This window comes from Sedimenticola thiotaurini (assembly GCF_001007875.1).
In the GTDB taxonomy this organism is placed as follows: Bacteria; Pseudomonadota; Gammaproteobacteria; order Chromatiales; family Chromatiaceae; genus Sedimenticola; species Sedimenticola thiotaurini.
In genome coordinates this window covers 2,157,802-2,180,379 of the sequence record NZ_CP011412.1, presented here as the reverse complement: position 1 = coordinate 2,180,379, position 22,578 = coordinate 2,157,802, and the positions used below count along the sequence as shown (strand labels likewise).

Sequence of the window (22,578 nt, the reverse complement as noted above, 5' to 3'; positions counted from 1 at the left end):
GGTTATTATCAACACACATATTGCGCTGGTATTCACCTGTTAAGCGGATGTGGTTTTCGGTGTCACCCACCGGTCCCGGTTGGACTGTATTGGTGCTTGCTGTGAGTCACTGTCCATCGGAAGGGGGCCGTTCAACCACCCTGCTGTGTGCGGCATCAGTATCGGTGCGCCGTGTTGCACTGATATTAACTATTCGGGAAGCTTCGGTTGCCGTTGCAGGATGCCCGGCGGTCAGGGCTTCTGGGGGTCGGTGTTCTGCTTTATCCAGTCGGGCTCTATCTGGTGCCGGGCCAGCAGATGCCTGAACTCAGCCGCCGGGATCGGCTTGCTGATCAGATAGCCCTGAATCTTGTCGCAGCCGCAATTTTTCAGGAATGTCATCTGCTCTTCCGTTTCCACGCCTTCGGCGATGATGTCCAGTTTCAGACTTTTTGCCATGGCGCCGATGGTGGTGGCGATGGCGCCGTCATCTTCGGAGCGGGTGATGTTACGGATAAACGCCCGGTCGATCTTGATCTTATCGAATGGGAAACGCTGCAGGTAGGAGAGCGAGGAGTGGCCGGTGCCGAAGTCGTCCAGGGCCAGCCGCACATGGAGTCTCTTGAGGGCGTCCAGGGCCTCGATCATCCGCTCCGGGTCTTCCATCATGGTGCTCTCGGTGATCTCAATCTCCAGGGTGGCGGGGTTGATTGCCACCTTGTCCAGTACCCGCTTGATGATCTCGGTCATGTCCTGGCCCTCCAGTTGGCGTACCGAGACATTGACCGCCACCATCAGGTCCGGGTAGCCCTCCCGATGGAACTGTCTGAGCTGTCGGCAGGCGGTCTCCAGCACCCACTCGCCGATCGGCAGGATCAGCCCGGTCTCCTCGGCCAGGGGGATAAAGCGGTCCGGTGTCACCAGGCCACGGCGCGGATGGTGCCAGCGCAGCAGCGCCTCCATACCGATGATCCGTTTCGCCACCTGGTCATACTGGGGTTGGTAGTAGACTTCCAGCTCGCCGTTGCGCAGCGCGTTGCGCAGGTCGTTTTCCATCTCCATGCGCTGCTGAACCTGGTTGCTCAGGGCCTCGGTAAAGAACTGCAGTTTCTCCCCATGGCGCGTTTTTGCCTGGTACATGGCGGCGTCCGCGTTGCTCAGCAGTTTGTCGAGGGTCCTGCCGTCCCGGGGATAGAGCGCAATACCGAGGCTGCAGCTGACGTGCAGCAGTCGTTTATCCACTTTTACCGGCTGGCTGATTGTCCGGCTGATGCGCCGTGCCAGATCGGTGACTGCGTCGACTGATTGCATTTTCGACACCAGAATGACAAATTCAGCCCCGCCGTAGCGTGAAATGGTGTCGTCGGGATGGATCAGCTCTTTCAGGCGGTTGGCAATCTCGACCAGGACCCGGTCACCGGTGTCATGTCCCAGGCTGTCATTGATCAGTTTGAAGCGGTTCAGATCCAGGATCAGCAGGGCGCCCTGGTGAGTACTGGATTGGAGGCGATCGGTCATCTGGTCAAACCGGTCGGTCAACAGCCTGCGATTGGCCAGGCCGGTCAGTTCGTCGTGGTAGGCGAGAAAATTAAGCTGCTGCTCCATCGCCTTGCGGCGGCTGATGTCGTGTTGAATACCGATGAAATGGCTGATCTTACCCTGTTTGTCCCGCACCGGTGAGATGCTGACCAACTCCCAGTAGAGTTCGCCATTGCGTTTCCGGTTGAGCAGCTCGCCTTCCCAGATGTTGCCCGATCTGATGGTGTTCCACATCTCCTGGTAGAGCTCAGGGGGTATCTGCCCGGAACGGGTCTTGTTGAATTTGCGGCCGATGATCTCGTCCTGGCGGTAGCCGGTGGTCAGTTCAAAACGGTGATTGACATACTCGGTAACCCCTTCGGCATCGGTGATCACCAGGGAGCTGACACTCTGCTCCACCGCCTGGTGCAGTTTGCGCAGCTCCTGCTCCGCCAGCTCCCGCTCCTTGCGATCCGCCAGCAGGCTGAGCCGCATGGACTCGAAACTCTGGCCCAGCTGGCCGAACTCATCCTTTGAATGGAGTTTAACGGGTTCCCCCAGATCGCCTGACTCGATGGTGCGGGCTGCCTGCTCCAGCAGCTTGAGGGGGGTGAGAATACGTCGGTAGGTGATGATGTAGGTGGTGGCAAACAGCAGGATAACCAACAGTATGGTGGCCAGCATACTCATGACTGTCTGATCGGCCTTCCGCTGGATGGCTTCAAGATCCTGCAGGTTTTGAACACTGGCCGCCTCAAACAGGGCGGACATGGTTGCGATGGCGCGGGATGCCTCTGAATACCAGGTCAGTTCGTCCACCGGGTAGGGTTTCCCCTGGCTGCTGGCATCCAGAACCTGGTTGCGCAGGTTTTCAAATTCACCGCGGAAGACCTCATGGTAGCGGGTGATGGCGGATTGGATGCCGTCGCTTTGCGGATAGGCGGCGAGGATTTCCAGGCAGCGGTTTTCACCGAACTTTATCGCCTCCCGGTACTTGAGCAGGGTAGGGTGCTGATCCATTCGGATCGGCTTCTTGGATGCGATGATGCTGCCGATGGTGGCTCTTTCGCGCCCGGTATACTCCATCATGGTGGACACCGCATCCCGCAGTATCTGGGCGTGATTCAGCAGGTGTCTGCCTTCTCGGTTGGATACAATAATGGAACGTTGCAGTTTGGCGACCTGTTCAATTTCGTTGGTTATCAGCTCGAACCAACGGGTAGCTGAAAGCCCCTGCTTCCTCTCCATCAGCGCCAGATCGGCATCGGTACGCAGTCGCAGCAGGCGTTGCCAGATCTGCTGCAGGACCGGGTCGGATTGATTGATGGGGATGGTGCTGGTGGGATCCAGGGTGGTGGGCAGTAGCTGTCTGAACAGGTGGTAGCTCTGGTCGGTCTGTTTGCGCTGGTTCTCCAGGAGCAGCAGCTGGGAGGTGGACAGCTGCTTGGATGTGGCCAGGAAAATCCCCGTGAGGCCCCGTTCGGCGGCCAGCTCCGTGTTCAGCTTGAGTGCCCGGTCCGCCAGCAGATTGGCCAGGCCCAGCTGGCTCGCGGTCTGATGTTGTCGTATAACATCGATACTGTTCCAGGCGATGGCGGAGATCGCGATACTGCACAACAGACCCAGCATCAGCAGCAGCAGCTTGCGTATGCGTAGACGGCAGATCAGATTGCGGAACTGGAACAAATTGATCTCTCCTTAGTATTTTGCACCCATATCCCCGGCGTGAAATAATGCCGGCCTGCCGGGTTGAGCTTATTATTCTGATGGTGCAGGTGGGCAGCCTGATGACTGCTATTATGATCATTATTTAACGGCATCGGCACCAACGGGCTATTCTTTAAATCCTTATACAACCGGTTACCTGTTACAGCAGTGTATCTGCGCTATCTCCCCTAACCTCCAACTTTTGAGATTATTCATGCAAATCAGTGATTTTAAAGCGGTTATCCTTGATTATGTGACCCGTGATCAGAGCGGCGAGATCATCGACAGTTCCGCCAACGATGGCTACCTGACCTATATTCACGGCACCGAGAGCCTGATTCCGGCACTGGAGCGGGCCCTCACCGGCCACAGCCAGGGCGAGAAGCTGTCGGTAACCATTCCCTGCGAAGAGGCCTATGGGGAGCGCGATGATAGCCTGATCGAAGGGGTGCCCCGGGAGAACTTCCCGGGTGTCGAGCAGATTGAAGTGGGTATGCAGTTCCAGACCGAAATGGACGAAGGTGTTCCGTTCCTGGTCACCGTGGTGGCAGTGGATGACAAGATGGTCACCGTGGACGGCAATCACCCGATGGCCGGCAAGGAGCTCAATTTTGATCTGGAGATCATCCAAGTGCGGGATGCCAGCGCGGAAGAGATCGAACATGGCCATGTCCACCACGACATGGACCATAGCCATACCCACTGAGTCGCCCCCTGTCCGATGGATTACCGGATTCCCCAGCGCCTGGAGACGCAGCGGTTGACGCTACGCACATTCCGGGAGGCGGACTGGCGTGATCTGCACGCCTACTACTCCGATCCCGAGTGCACCCGGCACACCGTGGGCAAACCGCTCAGGGAAGCGGCCACCTGGCAGGTGCTGGCGAGCATGATCGGCCACTGGGAGATGCGCGGCTACGGGCCTTATGCGGTGGTGGAACGGGCTTCCGGTCGGGTGATCGGTCCGGTCGGGCTCTGGTATCCCCTGGACTGGCCGGAGCCGGAGATCAAATGGGCTCTGGCCCGGGACTACTGGGGGCGGGGCTATGCTCTGGAGGCGGCCCTGGCGGTGCGGGAGATGGCCGCTGAGCAGCTGCCTGACATCCGCCTGATCAGTCTGATCCAGGCGGAGAATCGGGCCTCTATCGCCCTGGCGGAGCGGATCGGGGCAATGTTTGAGCGTACGCTGGCGTTTCGGGGTGGAGTATGGCACCTCTATCGGCATCAACAGCAGACAGCAGGGGAGGATAGCTGCAATGGCAGTGGAGCCACAGGAGATTATTGACTTCTGGTTCAGTGAGCCGGTTTCCCGCTACTGGTTTTCTGCACCTCCCGAGCTGGATCAGGAGATCGGCGACCGCTTTCAGGTACTCTGGGGGCAGGCGTGCACCGGACTGCTGGATCACTGGATGACCAGTGCCGACGGCTGCCTGGCGCTGGTGATCCTGCTGGACCAGTTCCCCCTCAATATGTTTCGCGGCCGGCCCGACAGCTTCCGGACCGAGGCCCAGGCCAGAGAGGTGGCTGGATTCGCCATCAAACGCCAGTTTGATCAGTGCCTGGAGAGTGGCCAGCGGGCTTTTCTCTATATGCCCTATATGCACAGTGAGGATCTGCAGGATCAGGAGCGGTCCGTCGCTCTCTATGCACAGGATGGTCTGCAGACCAGCCTCACCTTTGCGCGTCATCACCGGGAGATAGTGCGCCGGTTTGGCCGGTTCCCCCATCGGAACGCCATCCTGGGTCGTGCCAGCAGTGCGGCGGAGCTGGCCTACCTGGCCTCGGACGGCGCTTTTACCGGCTGAGTTTCCGGCAGGGCAGGCGGGCGCGTTTCACTGTCGGCTTATTCGTAGGTGCAGAGGTAGGCGGTCTCCACCGCCACCTTGAGTTGGAATTTCTCCCCCGCCTCCACCACGAACTGTTCACCCGCCTGATAATCCCGCCAGCTGTCACTGTCCGGCAACTTCGCGGTGAGGCAACCACTGACCACCGTCATGGTCTCCTTCTGGCTGGTGCCGAACTCATACTCACCCACTGCCATGACGCCGACTGTGGCCGGCAGGGTAGCGGTCTGAAAGGCGATAGAGGCGACTTTGCCGTCGAAGTACTGGTTGATCTTGAACATGGGGGTGACTCCCGGGATTGAAAAAAGGCGCTAAAGGTGACCCGATCCGTTGCCGGCGTCAACCCCTGATTGGAGCGCTGCCGGGTGGTGTGATGGGCCGTTCGCCGCTGCCGTGCGGGGCGGTCCGGTTCAGATCAGGAACAGGGTGGCCAGCCCCAGGAAGGCGAAAAAGCCGACAATATCGGTGACGGTGGTGAGCAGCACCGAACCGGCCAGTGCCGGGTCGATCCCCAGCTTGGCCAGGGCCATTGGCAGCACGGTGCCCACCAGGGCGGCCAGCAGCAGGTTGATACACATGGCAGTGGCGATCAGCAGGCCGATATTGGCATCGTGGAACCAGAAGCCGGCAATGACCGCCATCACCCCGGCCCAGATCAGGCTGTTCAGGCCGCCCACCGCCATTTCCTTGAGAATCAGCCAGCGGGTGTTCTTGGCGGAGAGCTGCCCCAGGGCGATACCGCGAATGGTCAGGGTCAGGGTCTGGCTGCCGGCGATGCCCCCCATACTGGCGACAATGGGCATCAGTACCGCCAGCGCCACCACTTTTTCAATGGTCGCCTCGAACTGTCCGATCACCCAGGAGGCCAGCAGGGCGGTGATCAGGTTGATACCCAGCCAGAGCGCCCGGCGCCGGGTGGAGATCATGACCGGGGCAAACATGTCCTCGTCTTCCGACAGGCCGGCCTGTCCCATGAACTGGTGCTCCCCCTCTTCACGGATGACATCGACCACGTCGTCGATGGTGATACGGCCGACCAGCTTGCCGGCCTCATCCACCACCGGGGCGGAGATCAGGTCATGCTGCTCGAAGCGGTTGGCCACCTTGCCGTCATCCCAGGTGGCGGGAATGCCCCGTACATCCAGGGACATCACCTCCGCCACGGTCTCGTCCAGGCCATGGGTCACCAGCACGGTGAGCGGCAGTACGCCCAGGTACTTGCCGTCCCGGTTGACCACCATGAGGATGTCGGTCTGGGGCGGGATCTTGTCTTTCAGGTGGCGCAGATAGCGCATCACCACGTCCAGGGTCACCTCCGGACGCACGGTGATGGCATCCGGATTCATCAGGCCGCCGGCAGTGTCCTCCGGGTAGGAGAGGACAGCCTCAAGCCGCTCCCGGCGCTGGTGATCCAGTGAATCGAGGATCTCATCGGTGATGGCCCGGGGCAGATCCTGGACCAGGTCTGCCAGGTCGTCGGTGTCCAACCCCTCGGTGGCGGCCAGCAGCTCTTCCGTGTCCATCTTGCTGATCAGGTCCGCCCGAACCTCGTCGGCAACCAGGATCAGCACCTCACCACCGTTCTCCTCGTTCACCAGCCGCCAGGCGATATCGCGCTGGGCCAGCGGCAACGACTCCAGCAGGTGCGCTATCTCACCCGGGTGCAGGGCGTTGAGCATGCGCCGGGATTGCTGCAGCGTACCGCTCTCCAGGGCCCTCTGCATACGGTCCAGGCGGGTACTGTCGTTGTGTTCGGGTGCCTGGTCAGACATGGCCGATAGGGTTCCTCGCCGGATGATGGGTCAATTGTGTGGACGGGGCCGATTCTAACAGCTGAAGATGACAAGCGGGAGACACCCGGTGTGAAAAATCGTTGTCAGGCTGGTGACCTTCAGGGTCGTTCCGCCGCGGTAATTCCTTTTGCCGGTATGGCCGGCTCAGTGCCGGGTACAGATCTGTTCCAGCAACGGTTCGTAGTCGCTCTCGCCGAGCCGCTTCATCAGTTTGCGGGTCTGTTTGGCCAGTTTATCCGCCTCCAGTTCTAGCAGTCGCTCCTTGGCAATCAGCAGTGAGCCCGGTTGCATGCTGAACTCCCGCAGCCCCATGCCGATCAACAGCGGGATGTAGCGGGGGTCGCCAGCCATCTCCCCGCACATACTGATCGGGATGCCGGCTCGCTGGCCGGCGTCGATAACCATCTGGATAAGACGCAGGATGGAGGGGTGCAACGGGTCATAGAGATAGTTGACCTCGTCGTCCACCCGGTCAATGGCCAGGGTGTACTGGATCAGGTCGTTGGTGCCGATAGAGAGAAAATCCAGTTCACGGGTAAAGGCGTCAGCAGCCAGCGCGGCGGCCGGTACCTCGATCATGCCGCCGATCGGAATATTTTTCGCAAAGGGTATCCCTTCCGCGCTCAGGGCCGCTTCCGTCTCCGCCAGTATGGCCTTCAGTTTGCGCACCTCCTGGAGCGTGGAGAGCATGGGGATCATGATGCGCACCGGACCGTGAACGGCGGCGCGCAGAATGGCCCGCAACTGGGGCTGAAACATTCTCGGCTCCTTGAGACAGAGCCGTATGGCGCGCAGGCCGAGAGCGGGATTGCAGCTCAGGGTGGTGCAGCCATCCACCTGTTTATCGGCCCCCAGATCCAGGGTGCGAATAGTGATCGGGATCCCGTCAAGACCCTCCACCACCTGGCGATAGGTCTGGTAGTGCTCCTCCTCGTCCGGCATCCCCTGGCGGTTCATATAGAGAAACTCGGTGCGGTAGAGCCCTACCGCGTCGGCCTGTAGTTGACGGGTGGTTTCGATATCCTCGGGCAGTTCGATATTGGCCATCAATTGTACCCGCACCCCTTCCCGGGTGGTGGCGGCCCGGCCGATCAGGTTGCGCAGCTGGATGGTCCGGTTGCGGGTGGCGTTGATGCGTCGTTGGTAATGGGCCAGGGTGTCCGGGTCGGCGTCCGCCAATACCACCCCCTGCTCCCCATCCACCACCAGGGTTTCACCCTGACGTAGCAGCCGGGTGATGCCGTGCACCCCGACAATGGCCGGGATATCGAGGCTGCGGGCCAGAATGGCGGTGTGGGACATAGGGCCGCCGAATTCGGTGATAAAGGCGGCGATTCCCTGGTGACGCATCACAATGGTATCCGCCGGGGTGAGGTCCTGGGCCAGGATCACCTTGCCTTGCAGGTCATCGCTCTCTTCCTCATCCAGCTCCTGCAGGGCAATCTGGATCTGGTTGACCACATGTTCCACATCATCCTTGCGGGTGCGCAGGTAGGGATCATCCATGGTATCAAACACCTGCACCAGGGACTCCCGCTGCAGTTGCAGTGCCCATTCAGCGGCGTAGGCGTGGCGACGAATCAGCTGGATCGGCACCTCCACCAGGGCGGCGTCATTCATCATCAGCAGGTGGGTGTCGATGAAGGCGATAATATCTGAGCGGGTGTTGTCGGGGATCTTTTTACGGGTCTGCTGAAGTCGTCCCCTGGCCCCGTTTACCGCCAGCTGGAAGCGCTGCACTTCGGCCGGAATATCGGCCGGGTCGATCTGGCGTGGGCCGATTTCCAGCAGGCCGGGGCGCAGAATATGGGCTTCGCCGATGGCGATACCCGAGGTTATGCCGATGCCGTTGCCGGCAAAGGTCATTCAGGTTCTCCGAAGCGGTCGTTGACCAGGGCTTCCAGGGCATTGGCGGCCTCGATCTCATCTTCTCCTTCGGTTGTCAGCGTCAACTCGGTTCCCTGGCTGGCGGCCAACATCATCACCTCCATGATGCTCTTTCCATTGGCAGGCTGACCATTGCGGATCAGCTGGATAGTGCTGCTGTATTGCCCTGCTTCGGTAATAAACTTGGCGGCGGCCCGGGCGTGCAGGCCCAGACGATTAATAATGGTTATCTGTTTGGTGACCATAAAAAAGCTCACATAGCCCCTGATCTGGAGAAACAATATCGCACAATGCACGCCAGTGACAAAATGCCCCGTCCGCACTTGGTGCAGGCCCCGGTTGCGGTAGTCACTGCCGGAAACGGAAGTTCTTTTCCTAATTCGTTACAGCTTAACCGGAATCGGCCGAGGCCACCCGGGGCAGATCCCGATGGCGGATCTGGCTCTGCCGGCCACAGGTACGGAAGTGGGCGGCCAACTGCTCCACCAGATAGACCGACCGGTGCTGTCCCCCGGTACAACCGATAGCGATGGTCAGATAGCTGCGACCCTCGGCTTCAAAGCGGGGTATCCACTGCTCCAGAAAGCGCACCAGATCCTCCTTGTAGCGTTGAACGTCGCTGTTTTCCCCGAGAAAGTGCTGTACCGGGCTGTCCCTGCCGGTGAGTGGGCGCAGTGCCGGCTGCCAATGGGGATTGGGCAGGCAGCGGGCGTCGTAGATGAAGTCCGCGTCCCGGGGAATCCCCTGTTTGAAACCGAATGATTGAAACAGCAGGGATATATTGGCGTCCAGCCGTTCCGTGATGCGGGAGCGGATCAGATCACGCAGTTCGTGCAGATTGGTCTCGCTGGTGTCGATGCGGATATTGGCGATGTTGAGAAATGGCGCCATTATCTCCCGTTCATAGCTGATCGCCTCCGCCAGGGGCCGCCCTCCACCGGTCAGTGGATGCCGTCGGCGGGTTTCGCTGAAACGCTTGATCAACGTCTCGTCCCGCGCCTCCAGGAAGATAACCTCATAGCGGATCTTCTTGGCCTTAAGGGGGTGGAGCAGGGTGGAAATGTTCTCGAACTCGGCCGGCGTGTTGCGTGAGTCGATACTGATGGCGACCAGTTGGAACCGTTTGTCCTGATCCTTGACCAGTTCACCGGCCAGGGCCGGCAGCAGGAACACCGGCAGATTGTCTATGCAGTAGTAGCCCTCATCTTCCAGGGTATGCAGGGCGACACTCTTTCCGGAGCCGGAGAGTCCGGTGATGATTGACAGCTTCATGGGGTCTCCGTTACCTCCGGTCAGATGCACAAAAGGGGTCAATCGTATGGGCCTTGAAGCGAACTGCGTCGTCGGCCCTCCGGGTCAGCCGCTGGCGCTGATAGGCATGGGTTCCTGCAGAATGAACTCCTGTAGCAGGCTGGCGCTGTCCCGGGCCTTTCTGAGCCGCTGACAGAACGCTTCATCACTGAACAGGGTGGCCAGTTTGGCCAGCAGTTGCAGGTGCTCTTCGGTGGCCTCTTCCGGTACCAGCAGTCCGAATACCAGGTCGACCGGTTGTTGGTCCAGGGCGTCGAAATCCGCCCCTGACTGCAACTGGACAAAGGCACCGCGGGCTTCCGTGACGCCGGCAACGCGGGCGTGGGGCAAGGCGATGCCATGCCCCAGCCCGGTGCTGCCCAATCGTTCCCGCTCAAGTAGTTTGTCGAATACATTGCCCTGGGTAAGCTCATCTGAAGCAGAGGCCAGCAGTCCGGCTACCTCTTCGAGTACGCGCTTTTTACTGGCCGCCGGGTTGGCGACACTGATGCGTTCGACGCTAATGAAATTTGCGGGAAACATGATTGTGGTGCCTTTTGGGTTAGATTTCGGCGTTGGCAGGGTCAATGCCCTTCATACCTGCACCATTGCGGTGATTAGTGCTTTTCTCCTTGAGTTTTTTGACCTGGCGGTCGATCTTGTCCACCAGGCCATCAATGGCTGCATACATATCCTCCTCTTCACACTCGGCGAAGACATCGGCACCATTCACATGCAGTGTTGCTTCCGCTTTCTGACGCAGTTTCTCAACACTCAGGATGACGTGGATTTTGGCAACATGATCAAAGTGCCGTTCCAGGCGCTCCAATTTTGTATCCACGTAGTTGCGCATGGCTTCGGTGATGTCCACATGATGACCGGTGATGCTGATTTGCATGGTTTGCTCCTTGGTTACGGGCCTCTAGACGAGGCGCTTGCGCTCGTTGGATGGCGGAATCGCCATGGACTCGCGATATTTCGCTACTGTTCGCCGCGCGACCTGAATGCCCTGATCGGCAAGTATACTGGCCAGTTTGTTGTCGCTTAGCGGTTTGTTGGGTTTTTCGGCAGCGATCAGTTTTTTGATCAGTGCGCGTATCGCCGTGGCGGAACACTCTCCCCCTCCGGCGGTACTGACATGGCTGGAGAAGAAATACTTGAACTCCAGCGTACCCCGCGGGGTATGCATGTACTTTTGGGTCGTTACCCTGGAGATGGTCGATTCATGCAGGTCCAGGGCCTCGGCAATGTCCCGCAGCACCAGCGGTTTCATCGCCTCTTCACCGTGCTCGAAGAAGCCGCGCTGCAGCTCGACGATTTTGGTGGCCACCCGCAACAGGGTCTCGTTGCGGCTCATCAGGCTTTTGATAAACCAGCGCGCCTCCTGCAGGTGGTTTTTCAGGCAGGTGTTGTCTTCACTGTTGTCGGCGCGCCGGATCAGCCGGGCGTAGTCCGGGTTGACCCGCAGTTTGGGCGCGGCCTCGGCATTCAGATCCACGTGCCAGGTGCCATCCCGACGGGTCACGAACACATCGGGGATGACATATTGGGCCTCAGTTTCAGCCACCAGGCTGCCGGGCCGCGGAATCAGTGAGCGGATCAGTTGGTTGATCGATTTCAGGGTGTCGTCGTCGATCTTCAGCTTGCGTTTGATCTGGTTGTGGTCCTGCTGGGCCAACAGGTCAAAATGGTCATCCACCAGCCGCAGGGTAAGTTCCATGGCCGGATGGGGTTCGGTGTACTGGCGCAGCTGAATCAGCAGGCATTCGCGCAGATCCCGGGCACCCACACCGGGTGGATCAAACTGCTGGATCCGGTGCAGCACCGCTTCGATCTCATCCAGTTCGATCTCGTCGGCCTCCATGTCGTCGAGAATCTCATTCAGCTCCATCCGCAGGTAGCCGTCTTCATCAATACCGTCGATGATGGCAACCGCTATCTGACGGTCGAGATCGCTGAACGGGGTCAGGTTCAGCTGCCAGGTGAGGTAGTCATAGAGGGTTCGGGCGCTACGGCGCTGGGCCAGGTAGTCACTGTCTCCGGAGTCCCGTGAGGCCATCCCGGAGGAGGGCGGCAGGGTGCTGTCGTAGACATCGTCCCAGCCGCTGTCCACAGGCAGCTCTTCCGGCATGGAACTGGCCTCGCCATTGATCTCTTTCTCGTTATTGAGATCGTTGCTGTTGGCCTTGTCAGCTTTCAGGTTTTCGCCGTTCAGTCCATCGATTACGCTCTGCTGCTCCTGTTGGCGGGCCTCTTCGCGGGCACTGTTATCCTCCTCGGTCTCCAGCATCAGGTTGGAGTCGAGGGCCTCCTGGATCTCCTGTTTGAGATCCAGCGTCGAAAGTTGCAGCAAGCGGATAGCCTGCTGCAATTGCGGCGTCATGGTTAGATGTTGGCCAAGGCGAAGCTGGAGCGTCTGCTTCATGCGAATATCTGAATCTGGTACGTAATTTGTATAGTTTTCACAGTTTCATTCTAGCGTAAAAACTGCACAGGCGCACAAGGGGAAAAAGTGTTAATTGTCATCGGTCAAGCTACAGACTGAACTCTGTTCCCAGGTAGACCGAGCGTACCTCCTGGTTGGCCAGAATCTGTTCCGGCTCACCCTCAGCCAGGACCTGTCCCTCGCTGATAATATAGGCCCGTCCGCAGATTCCGAGGGTCTCCCGCACATTGTGATCGGTAATCAGCACGCCGATACCCCGGGAGGAGAGGGAGCGGATAATATTCTGGATATCCTTGACCGAGATCGGATCGATGCCGGCGAAGGGTTCATCCAGCAGGATGAAGCGGGGTTCCATCGCCAGTGAGCGGGCGATCTCCAGCCGGCGACGTTCGCCCCCGGACAGGCTCATCGCCAGATTGTTCCGCAGATGGGTCAGGTTAAAGTCCACCAGCAGCGCCTCGCAGGCCTCGATCTGTTCCGGACGCCGTAGGTCCTTGCGAGTCTCCAGGATGGCAAAAATATTGTTGAATACCGATAACTTACGGAAAATCGATGGCTCCTGGGCCAGATAGCCGAGGCCGAGCCGGGCCCGGGCATGCATCGGCAGGCCGGTGATGTCGTGACCATCAATGCTGATGGCGCCCTTTTCCGACGGCACCAGCCCGGCGATCATGTAGAAACAGGTGGTCTTGCCGGCACCGTTGGGTCCGAGCAGCCCAACCACCTCGCCAGCGGCTACCTTCAGGGAGACCCCGTTGACCACCGCGCGACGGCGATAGTGTTTTACCAGCTTGTCAGCTACGAGCACACTCATGGGCGGGTTACTTTTTGCCACCGATAGTGACCCGGACCCGTTCCTTGCCCTTGGCGCTGGCACCGGCCTTTACAATGGCCCGGGCGCGGTCGTAGACGATCCGGTCACTCTTGAAGGTGTCCTTGCCCTGGATCAGGATTGCGTCACCGATCATATTGAGGGTCTCGCCGTTGGCCGAGTACTCGGCCTTTTTGGCACGGCCCTTGATGGTGCCCTTGCCATTGTCGGTATCCTGCTGGAATGTAACCGGACTGCCGATCGCTTCGATCTGGTCGGTCTGCTCCTGGTGCTGGGTCACGGTCACCTGGTCCGCCGTCATCACGATGCTGCCCTGGGTCAGTACCACATTCCCTTTATAGATGCTGGTGCCGTTCCGATCGTCGATATCCACCGCATCGGCCTCGATGTAGATCGGCTGGTCCTTGTCCGACTGCAGGGCGGGGGCTATCCCTGGAAACAGCAGCAGTAACAGGGTAATGGCGAACCAGCGGGCCCTGTGTTGGTGCTTAGGGTTCGACTTCATAATGTCCTCGTACATTGGCTAGCAGTTTGATGCGGATCGGCTGCTGGAGCCAGATCTGCATGCCCTTGGCATCGATACGGTCCTGGTTACTGCGCGCATGCACTTCAGCATCGGTTTCCACATAGTTGTCTCTTGGCTGTACCCGCAGATCCCGGGTGGTTATGTGCATGGGCCGGACCCCGGGCGCCGCAAAGCGGTCGATTTTAACCTCACCTTGCAAAAGAAGCACCTCCCCATCACCCGAGAGCCAACCGGTCTCCGAGCGGACATGCCAGGGCGGACGGTCCAGGTCGTACAGGGTCATCCGCGGTGACTCCAGTTCAGTGCTGTCGTCATCCATGAAATGGGTCATGCGATTGGCCACCAGTCGCTTACTGGGTCTCCCGCTCAGATCCATCAGGGTGGAGTCGACCCCTTCCAGATAATAGTCTACCCGGTGTTGTGGAGTTGTGCGTTCCGCCTCCTCCTGCATGCTTTGGCGGGCTATCCAGAGGGTGACCACCACGAGCAACAACAGCATGCCGCCGATTATCAGGTTTTTCTGTTCAGTCATGGTTGATGTCCTGCCCGGATACTTTGAAGGGTCAGTCGAGATACTTCCCAAAAGCCTGTTCCAGGGTCCCTTGCGCCTCCATCAACAGTTCGCAGATTTCCCGCACGGCACCGCGACCGGCTCCTGCCTGGGCCTGCCAGTGTGCATACTGCCTGACCAGGGGATGGGCGTCCCGCACTGTCATGGCCAGACCGACCTGGCGCATTACCGGCAGATCCACCACGTCATCACCCACGTAGGCGATCTGTTCATTCGTCAGTCCCAGTTTGTCGCGCAGTTCCCGAAATGCCGGTACTTTATCCTCTTGTCCCTGGTAGACGTGCCGGATACCCAGACTCTCCATCCGCAGCGCCACCACGTTGGAGGTGCGACCGGTGATAATGCCGATCTCCAGGCCGCTTTTCTGTAGCAGCTTCATGCCGAGACCATCCCGGGAGTTGAACGCCTTGTACTCCTGTCCGTCATCACCCAGGAACAGGCTGCCATCGGTCAGCACACCATCCACGTCAAAGATAACCAGACGGATCTGTTTGGCTCGCTTCAAGATCTCCTGCATCTTAGGCATCCTTTCTGCTGAGTCAGGGTGAGTCGCTACGGGCAGTGGCCGGTCAGACGATGCCCGCCAGCAACAGGGTGTGCATGTTCAAGGCGCCAATGGGCATCTGTTGATCGTCGACGATAAACAGGGAGTTGATCTTCTTCTCCTGCATGATCTTGAGTACTTCCGCCGCCAGCATGTCTGCACTGGCGGTGGTGCTGCCCCGGGTCATCACTTCGGCGATTTTGCAGTTGCGGATATCCACCGGTCGATCCAGGGTGCGGCGCAGGTCGCCGTCAGTATAGATGCCGCTGAGGCGGCCCTGGTCGTCGATAACCCCGGTCATGCCCATCCCTTTCCGGGTCATCTCCAGCAGTGCATCCTTGAGGCTGGCCTGCTCCGGCACCCGGGGGATCTGTTCGCCGGTCACCATCACATCACTCACCATCAGCAGGAGTCGCCGGCCCAGGCTGCCGCCGGGATGGGAGCGGGCAAAATCCTGCTCGGTGAAGCCCCGGGCCTCCAGCAGGGCAATCGCCAGTGCATCCCCCATTGCCAGGGTGGCGGTGGTGCTGGAGGTGGGGGCCAAGTTGAGGGGGCACGCCTCCTGTTCGACACTGACGTCGATATGCACGTCTGCCTGCCGGGCCAGATTGGAATTCGGGTTGCCGGTCATGGCGATCAGGGGCACCCCAAGACGCTTGATCAGCGGCAGTATGGTCAATAGTTCGCTGGTCTCGCCGGAATTGGAGAGCGCCAGCACCACGTCCTTGGCCGTGATCATGCCCAGGTCGCCGTGGCTGGCTTCGCCCGGGTGGACAAAAAAGGCCGGGCTGCCGGTGCTGGCCAGCGTAGCAGCGATCTTGCTGCCGATATGGCCCGATTTGCCCATGCCGGTGACCACAATACGGCCTTCGCACTTGAGCATGAAGCCGCAGGCACGGGCGAAGTCCCCATTTATCCGGTCGGCGAGCGCCTGGATGGCGGCGGCCTCGTTATGGATGACAGCCAGGCCCAGTGCCTGGAGTTTTTTGGCCTCTTCAGGAGAGGGGGTGCAATCCTTGTTCATGTACTTTGCTGCTCGATTGTCTGTTGATAGGCGGTGGGCTCGACGACCGTGGCGGCCCCCCCTTTCTGGGTGAAAAGCACGCCCTGATAGGCGATAAAGGCGGCTAACAGCAGGAATCCCTCAGTCCGATTGATACGCCCGTTTCCGCCGAAGCCGTAGCTGATGACAAACAGGGCCAGGGTCAGGCCGAGCATCATCGGCATATCCCGGGTCAATACCAGGGGATCGAACGGCCCGGGCGCGATCAGCCCCGGTACTGCCATAACCGCCAGCAGGTTATACATATTGGAGCCGATGACGTTGCCGATGGCAATATCGTGTTCATTTTTGAGCGCGCTGGCGATACTGGCTGCCAGTTCCGGCAGGCTGGTGCCCAGGGCCACGATGGTGAGGCCGATGACCAGGTCGCTGACTCCGTAGGAGGAGGCGATGTTGACCGCGCCCCAGACCAGGATCCGGGAGCTGAACAGCAGCAGGGCCAGACCCAGACAGAAGTTGAAAACCGCCTTGCCGGTGCTCATCGATTCCGGCAGTTCGTCCAGGATTTCAGCGGTGATCGGGTCGGGTGCACCGGACAGACTGCGCATGCCGATACGCACCATGGCGTACAGCATCCCCACCAGTCCCAGCAACAGGATCATGCCGTCAACCCTTCCCAGCACACCGTCCAGCATCAGTACCAGGGTGCCCAGACTGACCGCCAGCAGGATCGGGTACTCCCGGCGCAGGGTGTTAGATCGGACATTCAGGGGGGCGATCAGGGCGGTAACGCCGAGAATCAGGCCGATATTGGCGATATTGGAACCGAGTGAGTTGCCGATAGCCAGGCCGCTATTGCCCTGAATGGCGGCCACACCGGAGACCAGTATTTCCGGGGCCGAAGTGCCGAATCCAACGATAGTGAGTCCGATAATCATCGGTGGCAGGCCCAGGTTGCTGGCGATTCCGGACGCGCCGATGACAAAGCGGTCGGCTCCCCAGACCAGCAGGGTAATACCGGCGATGATGGCAGCAATATCTAGCAGCATAAAGTGATTCGTGGGGGATGGTAGAGTTAAATTTCAACGGATTCTTAGTGGCGCAGGCATTGTTTCAGACCTTGCCGGGATTGTCCAAGTTTCTTGGCGCCTGCGCCGGTGTGGCAGGGTGCCCTCTGGCGCTCCGACTATTCGGCCCGGTTGCGGGTGGCGTTGCAACGGCTGCAGCGATAACGGCTGACCAGTCTGCCCTGTTTCACGTCAAACACCTGGGATTGATCGAGTACCCACTTATGGTGGCCGTGCCGGCACAGGGTGTTGCCCTTGTGGCGTTGACTGGCGGTGATCTTTTTGAATGGTAGAACGTTACCCATCTCAGTCGATGTAGAAATCCTGGCTCAGTGATGCAGTTATCGACCTGGTGGCGCCTTCAGGGGTCACTTCCAGGGTGAACTTCAGGGTCTCCCCATCAACGATAGGGAAATCGCCGATGTAGTAGATGGCATCACCCTCCCGAATCTCCCGGAGTTCGATATTGTGCCGCCGACCGATCAGGTTCAGGGCATAAGCGGTCACTTTGGCGGTCACCGGCTGGCCGGTTGTACCCGGAATGTCCCGGATAACGCTAACGTTCAGCAGTCCCCGGTATTTACTGCGCACAATGCGGTAATTACTGGCTACCTCCGGTGCCAGAAGGGCGGTTGGGATGGCGTTGTGATGGATGGTGTAGCCATCAGCCTGGGTGCTGTTTTCAGCGCTCGCCAGGCTGCTGATAAACAGCAGTATCAGGGGTAAAGCGATGGTGGAGATTCGGACTTGCATGGTGCTGCCTCAGTTCTGTACCCGTGGGATGGAAGAAGGTCCATACCTCTTTGAAAGGATAGCGCCAAAGGCCGGATTATGAAAATCCCTCTGCAACGGAGGCAGGGTGCCTCAGCCGGCGGTTTTCCTGGCGGCCACCAGCTTGGGCTTGGGGCGGGTCTCGGCCGTGAGCGGATAGCTGCTATTGAGCGTGTTGTGAATATTACGCAGGATGGTTAACTGCTTGGCCACGGCAGCGTGCTGTGCCTTCAGCTCCCCCACCCGTGCATCCAGGGTGTCCCGGGAACGGCTGATCTTCTGCAGATCCACCAGGCGGCGCTCCATCTGCTCTTTGTGCTCACGGATCTGGAATGTGAGGGGTTCCAGGGCCGTGCTAAGCCAGCTGTCCACCTCCTGTCTGGCCTGGAAGAAGATATCCCGGGCCCGGCTCACCATGGCGACGAAGAAGCGTTTCACCACGAAGTGCTTCTCGGTCATGGCGGTAACCGGGCTTTTACGGAAGATCTCCGCCTCCTGGTAGAGCATCTCCAACTCCACCCGGTAGCGCATGATGGAGAACATCTTCGGTTGCACTACAGAGAAGCCGTGCTCGTTCTGGAAGCGTCGGTAGATACTGCGGATCAATTTGCGCGCCTGTTCGCTCTGATCCACCACGATCTGCATATTGGCGCGCATGTCGTCGAACAGGGTGCGCATGCTTGACTGCAGGCCGAGGGTGGTCCAGTTGTCCGCCATGGCGTTATGGGTGGCGGTGATGGAGCGCTCCAGCTTTTTCAGATCCAGTGCGTCCCGCAGGGTGGTGGCCTGCTCCTTCAGGATCTTGCGGCTGGCCTGGAAGGAGTTGACGTTCTGCATGTATTCGGCCTGTTCGGTACGGGTCTTGGCCATCATATGCTCGATCATTTCCAGACTCTTGCCACTGAGCTGGCGCAGTTCATCCAGTTGGGTCTGGATGCCGTTCAGTTTGGTGGCGACGATGCCCTGGGTATTCTCCACCATCTGGCTGATTTCGGTGGTCACGGTATCCCTGATGATCTCCTGTCGCGCGTCGAGGATGTCGTGCGCCAGATAGTGTTCCAGGGTAGGTAGCCGGCTCTGTTCCATCAGCTGCTGATCGTCCTTGATTTTTCCCAGCAGCCCCTTGTGGGCCGAGACCGGAAAAATCGCCTTCAGGTCAATGCCGAGAATCTGGGCTGTGTGATTGCGCTGGCGGTTGATGGCATTATTGATGTCGACCTCGTCCTGCAATTCGTCCCAGAGCGTATCGATTTTGTTCAGCACCACGATCAGGCCCCGTTGACGGCTGCGCTGGAAACCCTTGATGTGGTTCTGCCACATCTCCAGGTCGCTGCGGGTGACGCCAGTGTCCGCGCCCAGCACAAACAGCACCGCCTGGGCCGAGGGGAGCATCTTCAGGGTCAGCTCAGGCTCACTGCCCAGGGCATTGAGGCCCGGGGTGTCAAGAATGGTCAGCCCCTGTTTCAGCAGTGGGTGGGGGAAGCTGATCATGGCATGGCGCCACTTGGGGATTTCGACAAAATCGGGTGGCTGGTTCTGGGTGGGGTGCTGCTGGGGGTCATACATGCCCAGCCGCACCGCCTCGGCCAGGGTCACCTTACGGGTCTTGATTACCTCCCGCAGACACTCTTCGATCTGATCGGCGGACTCCAGGTCCAGGGGATAGGTGACCCAGAGCGCCGGTTTGCGCTTCAGATCACGAATACTGGTCTCCTGCAGCCGGGTCTCGATCGGTAGCAGACGGACGTAGGATTGGCCCGCCTGCTGATCATAGAACAGCTCGGTAGGGCACATGGTGGTGCGCCCTGCGGTTGAGGGGAGCAGGCGCCGACCGAAGTCGGAGAAAAATATGGCATTGATCAGTTCGGTCTTGCCACGGGAAAATTCAGCCACGAAGGCGATAGTGAGTCGATCACTACTGAGTGAATCGAGAGACTCCCGGATTCGTTTCACGCTGTCGTCCGTTGCCAGGCGATGCTTGCTCAGCCAGCGGTAGTAGAGCTTGACCGTACGAATGATATCCGCCTTCCATTGCTCGTACGCCTTCAGCTGTGTTTCCAGACGCGATCGCTCCACGGGACGCTCCTTCTGTAATTCTTATGGGCCGATCTTACTACAGGGCCAGATGATAATTCGAGAAATTATAGGCAGTTTGGCCCCTACTGCTTTGAAATTATAGAGAAACGGGGAGTTTTTCTTACGGTTTTGTGAGGGAGATTGGGAATTTACGTGGTGCTTCGATGCGGAATCCCTTGTTTTTGCAGCTGTCGCCGTTGATCAGGCTGACCTGGTCCCTTCCGACCCCGAATGCCTTGGCCAGGAAGCGTATCAGGTGCGCATTGGCCTTGCCGTCCACGGGCGGGGCGGTAATGCGCACCTTGTACTGGTCCCCATAGGGCCCGACAAACTGATCCTTGCCGGCGCGGGGCTGAACCCGCAACTGCAGCAGCAGGTCGTCACCGTCCCAGCGATACCAGGTGTCACTCAAAGTGGCTCTCCAGGCTCAGAGCAGCAGGGTTGCAGTGAGCATCTGCAGCGGGGGGATCAGCAGCATTTTGAGCAGTTGCAGCCCCACCAGGACCGCCATGGGGGAGAGGTCGATGCCGCCGATCGGGGGGATCAGGCGCTGCGCCGGTCTCAACAGGGGCGCGGTGATGCTGTCGATCAGTTCGGTTGCCGGGCTGTAACTGCCCGGGTTGACCCAGCTCAGAATCACCTGGATCAGGATGGCGATCAGGAAGAAGTTGATTGTCAGACTGATCAGTTCAGGCAGTGCGATGGCGACGGCGGCCAGGGGTTGCACCCCACTGCCTGTCACCAGCATGATCAGAATCAGCTCCAGGCTCTTGAGCAGGATCATCAATATGATTGAGGCGATATCGATACCGCCCACGCCGGGAATGATCCGGCGCAGCGGGCGCAGCAAGGGCGTGGTCATCTTGACCGCGAACTGGGAGATCGGGTTGTAGAAGTTGGCCCGCACCAACTGGAGGATGAAGCGCAGCATCACCACCAGTATGATCAGGTCAAAAACTACCTGGATCAGAAACGCCAGTGGATCGGTCAGATAGTTGCTGCCCATTACTGTTTTCCCAGCATGTTTGACAGCTCCCGGGAGCGTTCGCAGGCGCCGCTGATGGCCTGCTCAAACAGGTTCCTGATATTGCCCTGCTCCAGGATCGATACGGCACGTTCGGTGGTGCCGCCGGGTGACGTCACCTTCTGTCTCAGGGTGGCAGGGCTGTCGCTGCTCTCGATCGCCATGCGGGCTGCGCCGAGCGCGGTCTGGATGGTCAGCAGACGCGCCGTGTCGGCGGGCAGGCCGTTGCCGATCGCAGCGGCTTCCATTGCCTCCATGACCAGGAAAAAGTAAGCCGGGCCGCTGCCGGAGAGCGCCGTGGCGGTATCCAGCAGTGCCTCGTCATCGACCCAGCGGGTCAGGCCTACGGCGCGCAGAATCGATTCGGCCAGATCCCGCTGGGCCGTTGAAACCTTGTCGCCGGCGTGGAGCACGGTGGCACCGGACTGCAGCATGGCGGGTGTATTGGGCATGGTACGCACCAGGGTGACGTCGCCCCCCAGCCAGCGCTGTATGTCGGCCTCCCGGATACCGGCGGCAATCGATACCAGCAGCGGCTGGCGCTGTTGCACCGTTTCCCGGATCTCTGCGCAGAGTTGCTCCAGTATCTGCGGTTTGACCGCCAGCACCACCACGTCGGCCTGCTCGATGGCGCTGCGGTTGTCTGCCGCCTGGCGGATGCCAAAGCGGGCGGACAGGTCGGTCAGCTTGCCTTCGTCAGGATCGCTGGCAATGATGCTTTTGGGTTCATAGCCGTCGGCGACCAGACCGCCAATCAGACTGGTGGCCATGTTGCCGGCGCCGATAAATGTGATGGTATTACTGCTCATGTCGCTCATGGTGATCTGTAATCTTGGCTGGTTAAGCACTATATCGTAGCGCATTCGGTTCGCCTGTTATACGCCGGATCACTTCTGGTCGGGATAGTGCCTCGGGCCAAAGATGGCGGTACCGATGCGAACGATGGTGGAACCCTCGGCAATCGCGGCCTCCAGGTCGCCGCTCATCCCCATGGAGAGGGTCGGCAGGGGCAATGCCTCACTGGCCAGTTCATCCCTGAGTTCCCGTAGTCGTCGGAATGGTATGCGCTGGGCTTCCAGATCCACCGCCGGCGCCGGCAGGGTCATCAACCCCTGCAGGGTGAGTCGTGGGTAGTCGGCCATGCTGTTGATCAGTTCCCGGGCCTCCCGGGGTGTTATCCCCGCCTTGCTCTCCTCATCGTCTATCTTGATCTGCAGACAGATGTTCAGGGGGGGTAAATTGTCCGGTCGCTGGTCATTCAGCCGTCGAAGCTGCTTGGCACTGTCAATACTGTGAACCCAGTCGAAGTTTTCCGCTATGGCTCGCGTCTTGTTTCCCTGTATCCTGCCGATATAGTGCCACTCAATATCCAGGTCGCGCAGTTGCCCGATTTTGTCCAGGGCTTCCTGGATGTAACTTTCGCCAAACCGGCCTTGCCCGGCGGCGGCAGCCTGGCGTATCGCCTCTGCGGGGTGGGTCTTGCTGACCGCCAGCAGTTGCACTGAGTCGGCTCTGCGATGGTATCTCTCTACGGCCTGTTGGATCTGTTGTCTGACAGTTTCGAGCCGGGATTGGATAGCGGGCATGATATTGATAGGCCTGTGTGTCTATAATAGGTTGTCGGAGGCGGTCGCCGCCCGGGTTATTAAAACAAAAAACACCAGTTTCCCCAATAATGGCCGCTATTCCGTAAACGGAAG

The 22,578-nt window shown here is 59.4% G+C and carries 25 protein-coding genes; 3 read left to right on the top strand and 22 right to left on the bottom strand.

Going from position 1 to position 22,578, the window contains the following annotated elements:
- Window positions 1–231: 231 nt before the first annotated feature.
- Entirely contained in the window at window positions 232–3,183 is a 2,952-nt protein-coding gene (locus AAY24_RS18500; RefSeq protein ID WP_052761167.1) for an EAL domain-containing protein, read from the bottom strand.
- A 235-nt stretch (window positions 3,184–3,418) separates the two neighbouring features.
- Here AAY24_RS18500 and AAY24_RS09920 point away from each other — a divergent pair, with 235 nt between their 5' ends.
- The 3 genes from AAY24_RS09920 to AAY24_RS09910 are packed head-to-tail and all read left to right on the top strand — an operon-like array spanning window position 3,419 to window position 5,009.
- Window positions 3,419–3,910, top strand: coding sequence for an FKBP-type peptidyl-prolyl cis-trans isomerase (locus AAY24_RS09920; RefSeq protein WP_046859554.1), 492 nt, complete (start codon window positions 3,419–3,421; stop codon window positions 3,908–3,910).
- A gap of 54 nt (window positions 3,911–3,964) precedes the next feature.
- The gene (locus AAY24_RS09915) at window positions 3,965–4,489 is read left to right on the top strand and encodes a GNAT family N-acetyltransferase (protein ID WP_234422154.1); all 525 of its coding nucleotides are present in this window, start codon (window positions 3,965–3,967) and stop codon (window positions 4,487–4,489) included.
- Entirely contained in the window at window positions 4,461–5,009 is a 549-nt protein-coding gene (locus AAY24_RS09910) for a DUF924 family protein (protein ID WP_046859552.1), read from the top strand. The genes AAY24_RS09915 and AAY24_RS09910 overlap by 29 nt, the downstream gene beginning before the upstream one ends.
- 38 nt (window positions 5,010–5,047) lie before the next feature.
- Here AAY24_RS09910 and ppnP read toward each other — a convergent pair whose 3' ends face one another.
- From ppnP to AAY24_RS09805, 21 genes are all read right to left on the bottom strand, one after another.
- Window positions 5,048–5,329 (bottom strand): pyrimidine/purine nucleoside phosphorylase, encoded by a 282-nt coding sequence (gene ppnP / locus AAY24_RS09905; RefSeq protein ID WP_046859551.1) that lies wholly within the window; start codon window positions 5,327–5,329, stop codon window positions 5,048–5,050.
- 129 nt (window positions 5,330–5,458) lie between these two features.
- Complete coding sequence (gene mgtE, locus AAY24_RS09900; RefSeq protein ID WP_046859550.1) at window positions 5,459–6,820, bottom strand: magnesium transporter; 1,362 nt, start codon at window positions 6,818–6,820, stop codon at window positions 5,459–5,461.
- A 165-nt stretch (window positions 6,821–6,985) separates the two neighbouring features.
- A complete protein-coding gene (ptsP, locus tag AAY24_RS09895; RefSeq protein ID WP_046859549.1) occupies window positions 6,986–8,707 on the bottom strand; it encodes a phosphoenolpyruvate--protein phosphotransferase in 1,722 nt (573 codons plus the stop codon).
- Window positions 8,704–8,973 (bottom strand): HPr family phosphocarrier protein, encoded by a 270-nt coding sequence (locus tag AAY24_RS09890; RefSeq protein ID WP_046861186.1) that lies wholly within the window; start codon window positions 8,971–8,973, stop codon window positions 8,704–8,706. Before AAY24_RS09890 ends, ptsP begins: the two co-directional genes overlap by 4 nt.
- Before the next feature lie 145 nt (window positions 8,974–9,118).
- Window positions 9,119–10,000: an RNase adapter RapZ gene (rapZ, locus tag AAY24_RS09885; protein WP_046859548.1), complete on the bottom strand. Its 882-nt coding sequence runs from the start codon at window positions 9,998–10,000 to the stop codon at window positions 9,119–9,121.
- Between the two features lie 84 nt (window positions 10,001–10,084).
- Entirely contained in the window at window positions 10,085–10,561 is a 477-nt protein-coding gene (locus tag AAY24_RS09880; protein ID WP_046859547.1) for a PTS sugar transporter subunit IIA, read from the bottom strand.
- A 19-nt stretch (window positions 10,562–10,580) separates the two neighbouring features.
- Window positions 10,581–10,916, bottom strand: coding sequence for a ribosome hibernation-promoting factor, HPF/YfiA family (gene hpf / locus AAY24_RS09875; RefSeq protein ID WP_046859546.1), 336 nt, complete (start codon window positions 10,914–10,916; stop codon window positions 10,581–10,583).
- A gap of 24 nt (window positions 10,917–10,940) precedes the next feature.
- Window positions 10,941–12,443, bottom strand: a complete 1,503-nt coding sequence (locus AAY24_RS09870) for an RNA polymerase factor sigma-54 (RefSeq protein WP_046859545.1) — start codon at window positions 12,441–12,443, stop codon at window positions 10,941–10,943.
- 109 nt (window positions 12,444–12,552) lie between these two features.
- Window positions 12,553–13,278 carry an LPS export ABC transporter ATP-binding protein gene (lptB, locus tag AAY24_RS09865; RefSeq protein WP_046859544.1) on the bottom strand — a complete coding sequence of 242 codons (726 nt, stop codon included), beginning with the start codon at window positions 13,276–13,278 and terminating at the stop codon, window positions 12,553–12,555.
- Between the two features lie 7 nt (window positions 13,279–13,285).
- Window positions 13,286–13,801 (bottom strand): lipopolysaccharide transport periplasmic protein LptA, encoded by a 516-nt coding sequence (gene lptA, locus AAY24_RS09860; RefSeq protein WP_046859543.1) that lies wholly within the window; start codon window positions 13,799–13,801, stop codon window positions 13,286–13,288.
- Window positions 13,785–14,354 (bottom strand): LPS export ABC transporter periplasmic protein LptC, encoded by a 570-nt coding sequence (lptC, locus tag AAY24_RS09855; protein ID WP_052761166.1) that lies wholly within the window; start codon window positions 14,352–14,354, stop codon window positions 13,785–13,787. The genes lptA and lptC overlap by 17 nt, the downstream gene beginning before the upstream one ends.
- Before the next feature lie 31 nt (window positions 14,355–14,385).
- Window positions 14,386–14,910: a 3-deoxy-manno-octulosonate-8-phosphatase KdsC gene (gene kdsC, locus AAY24_RS09850; RefSeq protein ID WP_046859542.1), complete on the bottom strand. Its 525-nt coding sequence runs from the start codon at window positions 14,908–14,910 to the stop codon at window positions 14,386–14,388.
- Between the two features lie 52 nt (window positions 14,911–14,962).
- On the bottom strand, window positions 14,963–15,961 hold the full coding sequence (locus AAY24_RS09845) for a KpsF/GutQ family sugar-phosphate isomerase (protein ID WP_046859541.1): 999 nt from the start codon (window positions 15,959–15,961) through the stop codon (window positions 14,963–14,965).
- Window positions 15,958–16,989: a calcium/sodium antiporter gene (locus AAY24_RS09840; protein ID WP_046859540.1), complete on the bottom strand. Its 1,032-nt coding sequence runs from the start codon at window positions 16,987–16,989 to the stop codon at window positions 15,958–15,960. Before AAY24_RS09840 ends, AAY24_RS09845 begins: the two co-directional genes overlap by 4 nt.
- A gap of 137 nt (window positions 16,990–17,126) precedes the next feature.
- Complete coding sequence (locus AAY24_RS09835) at window positions 17,127–17,312, bottom strand: hypothetical protein (protein WP_046859539.1); 186 nt, start codon at window positions 17,310–17,312, stop codon at window positions 17,127–17,129.
- Window position 17,313: 1 nt separating this feature from the next.
- Window positions 17,314–17,760 carry a DUF4426 domain-containing protein gene (locus AAY24_RS09830; RefSeq protein WP_046859538.1) on the bottom strand — a complete coding sequence of 149 codons (447 nt, stop codon included), beginning with the start codon at window positions 17,758–17,760 and terminating at the stop codon, window positions 17,314–17,316.
- 111 nt (window positions 17,761–17,871) lie between these two features.
- Window positions 17,872–19,854, bottom strand: coding sequence for a dynamin family protein (locus tag AAY24_RS09825; protein ID WP_046859537.1), 1,983 nt, complete (start codon window positions 19,852–19,854; stop codon window positions 17,872–17,874).
- A 121-nt stretch (window positions 19,855–19,975) separates the two neighbouring features.
- The gene (locus AAY24_RS09820; protein ID WP_046859536.1) at window positions 19,976–20,266 is read right to left on the bottom strand and encodes a DUF167 family protein; all 291 of its coding nucleotides are present in this window, start codon (window positions 20,264–20,266) and stop codon (window positions 19,976–19,978) included.
- Window positions 20,267–20,281: 15 nt separating this feature from the next.
- Window positions 20,282–20,860, bottom strand: coding sequence for a YggT family protein (locus tag AAY24_RS09815; RefSeq protein ID WP_046859535.1), 579 nt, complete (start codon window positions 20,858–20,860; stop codon window positions 20,282–20,284).
- Window positions 20,860–21,741, bottom strand: coding sequence for a pyrroline-5-carboxylate reductase (gene proC, locus AAY24_RS09810; RefSeq protein WP_335337165.1), 882 nt, complete (start codon window positions 21,739–21,741; stop codon window positions 20,860–20,862). The genes AAY24_RS09815 and proC overlap by 1 nt, the downstream gene beginning before the upstream one ends.
- A gap of 24 nt (window positions 21,742–21,765) precedes the next feature.
- Window positions 21,766–22,464 (bottom strand): YggS family pyridoxal phosphate-dependent enzyme, encoded by a 699-nt coding sequence (locus AAY24_RS09805; protein ID WP_046859534.1) that lies wholly within the window; start codon window positions 22,462–22,464, stop codon window positions 21,766–21,768.
- Between the last annotated feature and the right edge of the window lie 114 nt (window positions 22,465–22,578).